The 6,577-nt window shown below is 62.0% G+C and carries 6 protein-coding genes and 1 tRNA gene; 2 read left to right on the plus strand and 5 right to left on the minus strand.

Translation table 11 applies throughout. The features are described 5' to 3' along the window. Positions 1-1,086, minus strand: coding sequence for a peptide chain release factor 1 (gene prfA, locus AC30NL_RS11320; protein WP_489464096.1), 1,086 nt, complete (start codon positions 1,084-1,086; stop codon positions 1-3). Positions 1,087-1,328: 242 nt separating this feature from the next. Further along, positions 1,329-2,624, minus strand: coding sequence for a glutamyl-tRNA reductase (hemA, locus tag AC30NL_RS11325; RefSeq protein WP_489464097.1), 1,296 nt, complete (start codon positions 2,622-2,624; stop codon positions 1,329-1,331). Positions 2,625-2,853: 229 nt separating this feature from the next. Between hemA and AC30NL_RS11330 the strand changes: the two genes are divergently transcribed. After that, complete coding sequence (locus AC30NL_RS11330; protein WP_489464098.1) at positions 2,854-3,054, plus strand: hypothetical protein; 201 nt, start codon at positions 2,854-2,856, stop codon at positions 3,052-3,054. A gap of 141 nt (positions 3,055-3,195) precedes the next feature. Here AC30NL_RS11330 and miaB read toward each other — a convergent pair whose 3' ends face one another. The 3 genes from miaB to AC30NL_RS11345 form a co-directional block, all read right to left on the minus strand. Then, positions 3,196-4,539, minus strand: coding sequence for a tRNA (N6-isopentenyl adenosine(37)-C2)-methylthiotransferase MiaB (gene miaB / locus AC30NL_RS11335; RefSeq protein ID WP_489464099.1), 1,344 nt, complete (start codon positions 4,537-4,539; stop codon positions 3,196-3,198). After that, on the minus strand, positions 4,536-4,916 hold the full coding sequence (locus AC30NL_RS11340) for a hypothetical protein (RefSeq protein ID WP_489464100.1): 381 nt from the start codon (positions 4,914-4,916) through the stop codon (positions 4,536-4,538). Before AC30NL_RS11340 ends, miaB begins: the two co-directional genes overlap by 4 nt. A gap of 68 nt (positions 4,917-4,984) precedes the next feature. Then, positions 4,985-5,061: transfer RNA gene (locus AC30NL_RS11345), tRNA-Met, on the minus strand. Between the two features lie 118 nt (positions 5,062-5,179). Here AC30NL_RS11345 and ftsY point away from each other — a divergent pair. Beyond that, positions 5,180-6,310 carry a signal recognition particle-docking protein FtsY gene (gene ftsY / locus AC30NL_RS11350; RefSeq protein WP_489464101.1) on the plus strand — a complete coding sequence of 377 codons (1,131 nt, stop codon included), beginning with the start codon at positions 5,180-5,182 and terminating at the stop codon, positions 6,308-6,310. Positions 6,311-6,577: the final 267 nt, after the last annotated feature.

Raw genomic sequence — 6,577 nt, forward strand, 5'->3', positions numbered from 1 at the left:
TCACAAGTCGCCACTCTCCAATGCCGCCAACTGCTCGGCCGCGCGCGCCGCTTCAAGTGCCGCGATGACCTCGTCAAGGTCGCCATCGAGGATGAACTGCAGCTTGTACAGGGTCAAATTAATGCGGTGATCGGTGAGTCGCCCTTGCGGAAAGTTGTACGTGCGAATGCGGTCGCTGCGGTCACCGCTCCCGATCAATCCCTTGCGGGTGGCTGCTTCTTTTGCTGCCCGCTCCGAGCGATCCTTCTCGCGCAATCGGGCCGCCAGGACCGCCATCGCCTTGGCCTTGTTGCGGTGCTGCGACCGGTCATCCTGACACTCGGCCACGATCCCGGTGGGCAGGTGCGTGATGCGGATCGCGCTGTCGGTCTTGTTGACGTGCTGGCCACCGGCGCCGCTGGCGCGGAAGGTGTCGATGCGAAGTTCAGCCGGGTTAAGCTGAATCTCCTCAGCCTCATCGGGCTCCGGAAGCACAGCCACCGTGCAGGCGCTTGTGTGAATGCGGCCCTGCGTTTCGGTGGCGGGGACGCGCTGCACGCGATGCCCGCCGGACTCGAACTTGAGCCGCGAATACACGCCGTCGCCTTCGACGCGAAACACAACTTCCTTGTACCCGCCGAGGTCGGACACGCTCTCCGACATCACCTCGGTGCGCCAGCCACGACGCTCCGCATAGCGCAAGTACATGCGCGCCAAGTCGGCGGCAAAAAGGGCGGATTCGTCGCCGCCCGTGCCGGCGCGTATTTCCAGGAAGGCATTGCGATCGTCGTCGGGGTCGCGCGGCAGCAGGGCGGTCTGAAGTTCCATGCGCAAACGTTCGACGTCGGATTGCGCGAGCGAAATCTCTTCCCTGGCCATCTCCGCCATCTCGGGATCGTCGAGCATCTCGCGGGCTGCAGCGAGGTCGCGCTCGCGCTGCTCGAAACGTTGGAATTGCTCGACCACGCCCGACACCTCGGAATGCTCGCGCGTCAGCTCGCGAAAGCGCCTCATGTCCGACGCGACATTGCCATCGGCGAGTGTCTCGTCGAGTTCGCCGAGCCGCATGGCCAGGCGCTGGAATTGTTGACGGAGGGAGTCTTTCATCGTGTGTTCGTCCAGAAACTGGTTGTGGGCTTCGAACACCGCGCGGCACAGGCCCCGCACGTCACCGCCCGGTATGGCGGCTCAGAGGCTGAGAGTTTTTCGAGCTTGTCCGAGCAGCGCGTCAAAAGGCACCTGATCTAGGCGCAAAGCGCAGCCATAGCCCGGACTATGGCGAGCATTTGCAACGACGAGCCTTTTGGCGTGATGAGCGGGCATGATCGAAATACTCTCAGCCTCTCAGGCTAATCCTGGCCGTCGACTGGGTTGCGCGAGGTATTGCGCAGGAAGAGCCTCGCCACGGTGTTTGCGAGCTCCTTGCGTTGCCCGGAATCGGCGGCGTGCAGCTCGGCCAGCGTGCCGTGGAGCATCTTCTGTGAGAGGCCGCGGGACAAGGCTTCGAGCACGGCATCGATGTTCTCGCCCTTGGCAAGCAATCGGCGGGCACGCGCAATTTCAACTGCCCGCCAATCGTCGGCCTGCGCATTCAGTGCTTGGATGAGCGGGACGGTGCCGCGCTGGTCAAGCCAGTTCACGAAGCCTTGCACGCCGGTTTCTATGATGGCTTCGGCCTGTTGCACGGCGGCTTGGCGCTTCTCTCCGGCGGTCTGGACGAGAGCCGAGAGATCGTCGACGGAGTAGAGATAGATGTCCGACAGGCGGGCTACTTCAGGTTCGATGTCGCGGGGAACTGCGAGGTCGACCATGAACATCGGACGGTGCTTGCGCACCTTCAGGGCACGCTCGACCGCGCCAAGGCCAATGATGGGCAGCGAACTCGCGGTACACGACACAACGACGTCGAATTCGGCCAGACGTTGCGGCAAGTCGGCCAGGCGCAGGGCCTCAGCGCCGAAGCGGCTGGCGAGTTTTTCACCGCGCTCCAGTGTGCGATTGGCCACCGCCAGCGCACGTGGGTTCTTCGCCATGAAATGCGTCGCAACGAGTTCGATCATCTCCCCCGCGCCGACGAAAAGCACCTTCAGCTCGCGCAGGTCCTCGAACAACTGCGATGCGAGTCGCACCGAGGCCGCGGCCATGCTGATGGAGTGCGCGCCGATCTCGGTTGACGTGCGGACTTCTTTCGCAACGGCAAAAGATCGCTGGAACATCTGGTGCAGGGTGGTGCCCAGCGTACCGGCGGTGTCGGCCTCACGAACGGCCTGCTTCATTTGCCCGAGAATCTGCGGCTCGCCCAGCACCATGGAATCCAGGCCGCTCGCGACGCGGAAGGCATGCCGCGCCGCAGCGCCGTCGTGTAGCACGTAGGCGTGCTCACGCAGGGTCTGGGTCGCCACGCCGCCGACTTCTGCCAGCCAGTCGACGGCAGGATCGAGGATCGTGCCGCTGCCGTGCGCCTGACCGGCCACGTACAGCTCGGTGCGATTGCAGGTCGACACGATCGCTACCTCGGGCGAACGGTCCACGCGTTCACGAAACGCCCGCAATGCCGGCACCATTTGCTCCGGCGAGAACGCGAAGCGACCGCGCAAGTCAAGCGGCGCAGTGGTGTGGCTCAGGCCGAAGGCCAGGACGGTCATGGGCGATTATAAAATTCGTTGAAATTCAAGGACTTGAGCTTGGCTCATAGTCTGTGCGGGAGGGGCTACCCCATGGACATTACTACCTCGTGACTGTCTTCGATTCCCGCTCTTGTTGTGTGCGTCTTGTTCATATTTTCGGGCCTCATTCTTGGACTTCCTTGGCGCGTTCTGGCATTTGGTCAACTTCGCAGCTCCGGCGGCCTGCATTGGATTTTTCGCCTCCGTCATGGCCAAGATCGTGTGGCGAAGAGACATGGCGGGCGTGTCGGTCTTGAAGCTGTGGTCATGGTCTGCAGGCCTCGCCTGCGTTGCCGCCATCGTCGCGCTTGTGGTGTTCGGTCGCGACGGCAAGATCGTGAACTATTCCGCAATGGTGCTGGCCAGCGCAGCGGGTCTATGGTGGGCGGGATTCGTCCACCACAGTTGATGAAATCAGGGCGGAAATTTCGCCGATTCTTCGAAGCCGCACCATTCAGAGAAGCCCGGCGTTATCCGCGAGCGCGAAACCCGGGCGCGAGTCGGAACCAGCTGCGTTGTCTGCTCACGCAGCCCCTCACATAGCCCGATGTCAAACGGCGATGGGGTCCTCCTTCATCACCACCTCGGCCCGCAGCGAATGCGGGTACGCCTCGGTGATCGTCACGTCGACCATCTGCCCGACGAGCCGCGTCTGACCTTTGAAGTTCACGATGCGGTTGCACTCCGTGCGGCCCATCAACTCAGCCGGGTCCTTGCGCGACGGACCTTCGACGAGGATGCGCTGCATCTTGCCAACCAGCGATGCACTGATGCGCTTGGCGTTGTCTTCGATCACGCCCTGGAGATGCTGCAGCCTCTTCAGCTTCACCCCCTGCGGCGTGTCGTCGTGCAAGGCTGCTGCAGGGGTGCCGGGCCGAGGGCTGAAGACGAAGCTGAAGCTGTTGTCGAAGCCGACATCGTGGATGAGCTTCATCAGCTTCGCGAAATCTTCCTCAGTTTCGCCGGGGAAACCGACAATGAAGTCGCTCGAAAGGCTGATGTCAGGGCGCACCGCGCGCAGCTTTCGGATGGTGCTCTTGTATTCCATCGCGGTGTAGCCGCGTTTCATCGCCATCAGGATGCGATCGCTTCCGTGCTGCACCGGCAGGTGCAGGTGGTTCACCAACTGCGGCACTTTGGCGTAGACGTCGACGAGGCGCTGCGTGAACTCGTTCGGATGGCTCGTCGTGTAGCGGATTCGTTCGACGCCCGGTATCTCAGCGACGTATTCAAGCAGGAGCGCGAAGTCGGCGATTTCGGTGGTGCCGCCCATGGCGCCGCGATAGGCGTTCACGTTCTGCCCGAGCAAGGTCACTTCCTTTACACCTTGGTCGGCCAAGCCCGCAACTTCGACGAGCACATCGTCGAAGGGCCGTGAGACTTCCTCTCCGCGGGTGTAGGGCACGACGCAATAGCTGCAGTACTTTGAGCACCCTTCCATGATCGACACGAACGCGCTCGCACCTTCGACTCGCGCTGGCGGCAGGTGGTCGAACTTCTCGATTTCGGGGAAGCTGATATCGACCTGCGGGCGTTGCTGCTGCGCTCGCTTGTTCAGCAGGTCGGGCAGGCGGTGCAGCGTCTGCGGTCCGAACACGACGTCGACGTAGGGTGCCCGCGCGATGATGGCAGCGCCCTCTTGGCTGGCCACGCATCCTCCCACGCCGATCATCACTCCCTTGGCCTTCAGATGCTTCACGCGACCGAGGTCGCTAAATACTTTCTCCTGCGCCTTCTCGCGCACCGAGCACGTGTTGAAGAGGATGAGGTCAGCTTGCTCGACATCGGTGGTCGGCTCGTAGCCTTGCGCGGCGTGGAGCACGTCGGCCATCTTGTCCGAGTCGTACTCATTCATCTGACAGCCGAAGGTCTTGATGAATACCTTCTTGCTCATGGCTTCACCCACACTTGCGCGACCGCGTCGAAGCTCCAGGCCTGGGATTCAGCGGCTGTTGTCGGCCAGGGTTTTTTTGCAGCTTCTTCCGGCGTGAGGATCCAGACATCCTTCACAAGCCCTTGAATGTCGACCGTGTAATTCACCAGCAGCTTGAGCCCGAGCAGCGAGCCCGATAGCGCGAGCATATTGTTCTGCCCTCGTATGCGAAGCCCAGGCGCGAGGCGGGCTGGTTGCCCGTTGAGTATTGCGTCGGATGGTGAGCTGATGATTAGCGCGCCGCGCAAAGCGTTCTGCGGGAAACTGCGTTGGGTCTGGGCCGCAGCGGGTGCGACGAGGCAAACTGCCGTAAGAGCAGCGAAAGCACAGCGGTACATGGTGTTGATCCAGTGGCTGATGAGAAAAAAGCCTTGCAGAGGCGAATCTACAAGGCTTTTTGTGTGTTTGGTGGCGCTTCAGGGATTCGAACCCCGGACCTGCGGATTATGATTCCGTCGCTCTAACCGACTGAGCTAAAGCGCCTAAGCCGCACATTATAGCGTGACGAAATCAGGCAGCCGTGCGGGTTGGGCGACACTCCGAAGCAATACTCCTGCAATCCTTCTTTCAGCCGGTCGTTGCGTCCGCGACTCTCTCAAGCATGTTCAGTTTCTTCAAGAAAAAGACCGCGGTCGAACCCCAGGTCGAGGCAACGTCTTCAGCGCCCGCCGCGCAGGTGCAACCCCCAGCGAAGGCGAGAAGCTGGCTGGAGAAGATTGGTCTCGGGTCGCAGAGTGCCGTGCCTGCATCGGATGTCGTGGCCCCTCCAGTTGCAGTACCCGAACCACCCTCTCCAGTCGTGAGCAGTCCTGCGGAGCCGACTGCCGCCGAACGAAGTACTTGGCTCACCAAGCTGCGCAACGGCCTTCGCAAGACGGGGTCCAGCATCGCGCAGGTTTTTACCGGCACGCAGATTGACGACGCGCTATATGAAGAGCTCGAAGGTGCACTACTCATGGCCGACGCTGGCGTGAAGGCGACCGAGTTTTTGCTCGAAGATCTGAGGCGCCGGGTGAAGGAGGCCAAGGCCACCGACCCCGCAGTGGTCAAGGGACTGCTGTCGGATGCCGTTACCGAGCTACTCCAGCCGCTCGAAAAACAACTGGTCATCGGCGAGGCTTCGCCTACCGTGATGATGGTTGTCGGCGTGAACGGCGCGGGGAAGACGACCAGCATCGGCAAGTTGACGCGTCACCTCGCAGATGCCGGCGAGATAGTCCTGCTCGCCGCCGCCGACACCTTCCGCGCAGCGGCGCGTGAGCAACTGGCGGTGTGGGCGGGTCGAACCAACGTGGAGATCGTGAGCCAGGAGGGCGGCGACCCATCAGCTGTCACTTTTGACGCCGTCGTCGCCGGAAAGGCGCGTCGCTGCGATGTGGTCATCGCCGACACGGCAGGTCGGCTTCCCACACAGCTTCACCTGATGGAGGAACTGCGCAAGATCAAGCGCACCATCAACAAGGCGCAAGACGCCGCACCGCACGAAGTACTGCTCGTGGTTGACGGCAACACCGGCCAGAACGCGCTCGCGCAAGTGAAGGCCTTCGACGATGCGCTGACGCTCACCGGCCTTGTCGTCACCAAGCTCGACGGTACGGCCAAGGGTGGCGTGCTTGCGGCGATCGCACGCGAGCGGCCCGTGCCGGTCTACTTCATCGGCGTGGGTGAAAAGCTGGAAGACCTCGAAACCTTCGACGCACGAGAATTCGCAAACGCGCTCCTGGACTCATAGTCCAGGTGGAGCCCATCGGACGGGTGTTAACGCCAAGGCCCACCCCGGACTGAGAGGCTGAGAGTATTTCGATCATGCCCGCTCATCACGCCAAAAGACCCCTGCTCGTCGTTGCAACTGCTCGCCATATCCCGGGCTATGGCTGCGCTTTGCGCCTAGATCAGGCGCCTTTTGACGCGCTGCTCGGACACGCTCGAAAAACTCTCAGCCTCTGACCCGGTTACGGGCTATCAACGTGCCGGACGATCCTTGTGCCGGACGATGTTC

The organism is Rhizobacter sp. (genome assembly GCA_021153565.1).
Taxonomy (GTDB): Bacteria; Pseudomonadota; Gammaproteobacteria; order Burkholderiales; family Burkholderiaceae_C; genus Albitalea.

What these genes read in the sequence shown, in the direction of transcription:
- AC30NL_RS11330 (WP_489464098.1), top strand. Translation starts at nt 2,854, where the DNA reads ATGGCCAAGATCGTGTGGCGAAGAGACATGGCGGGCGTGTCGGTCTTG.
- miaB (WP_489464099.1), bottom strand. Translation starts at nt 4,539, where the DNA reads ATGAGCAAGAAGGTATTCATCAAGACCTTCGGCTGTCAGATGAATGAG.
- hemA (WP_489464097.1), bottom strand. Translation starts at nt 2,624, where the DNA reads ATGACCGTCCTGGCCTTCGGCCTGAGCCACACCACTGCGCCGCTTGAC.
- ftsY (WP_489464101.1), top strand. Translation starts at nt 5,180, where the DNA reads ATGTTCAGTTTCTTCAAGAAAAAGACCGCGGTCGAACCCCAGGTCGAG.
- AC30NL_RS11340 (WP_489464100.1), bottom strand. Translation starts at nt 4,916, where the DNA reads ATGTACCGCTGTGCTTTCGCTGCTCTTACGGCAGTTTGCCTCGTCGCA.
- prfA (WP_489464096.1), bottom strand. Translation starts at nt 1,086, where the DNA reads ATGAAAGACTCCCTCCGTCAACAATTCCAGCGCCTGGCCATGCGGCTC.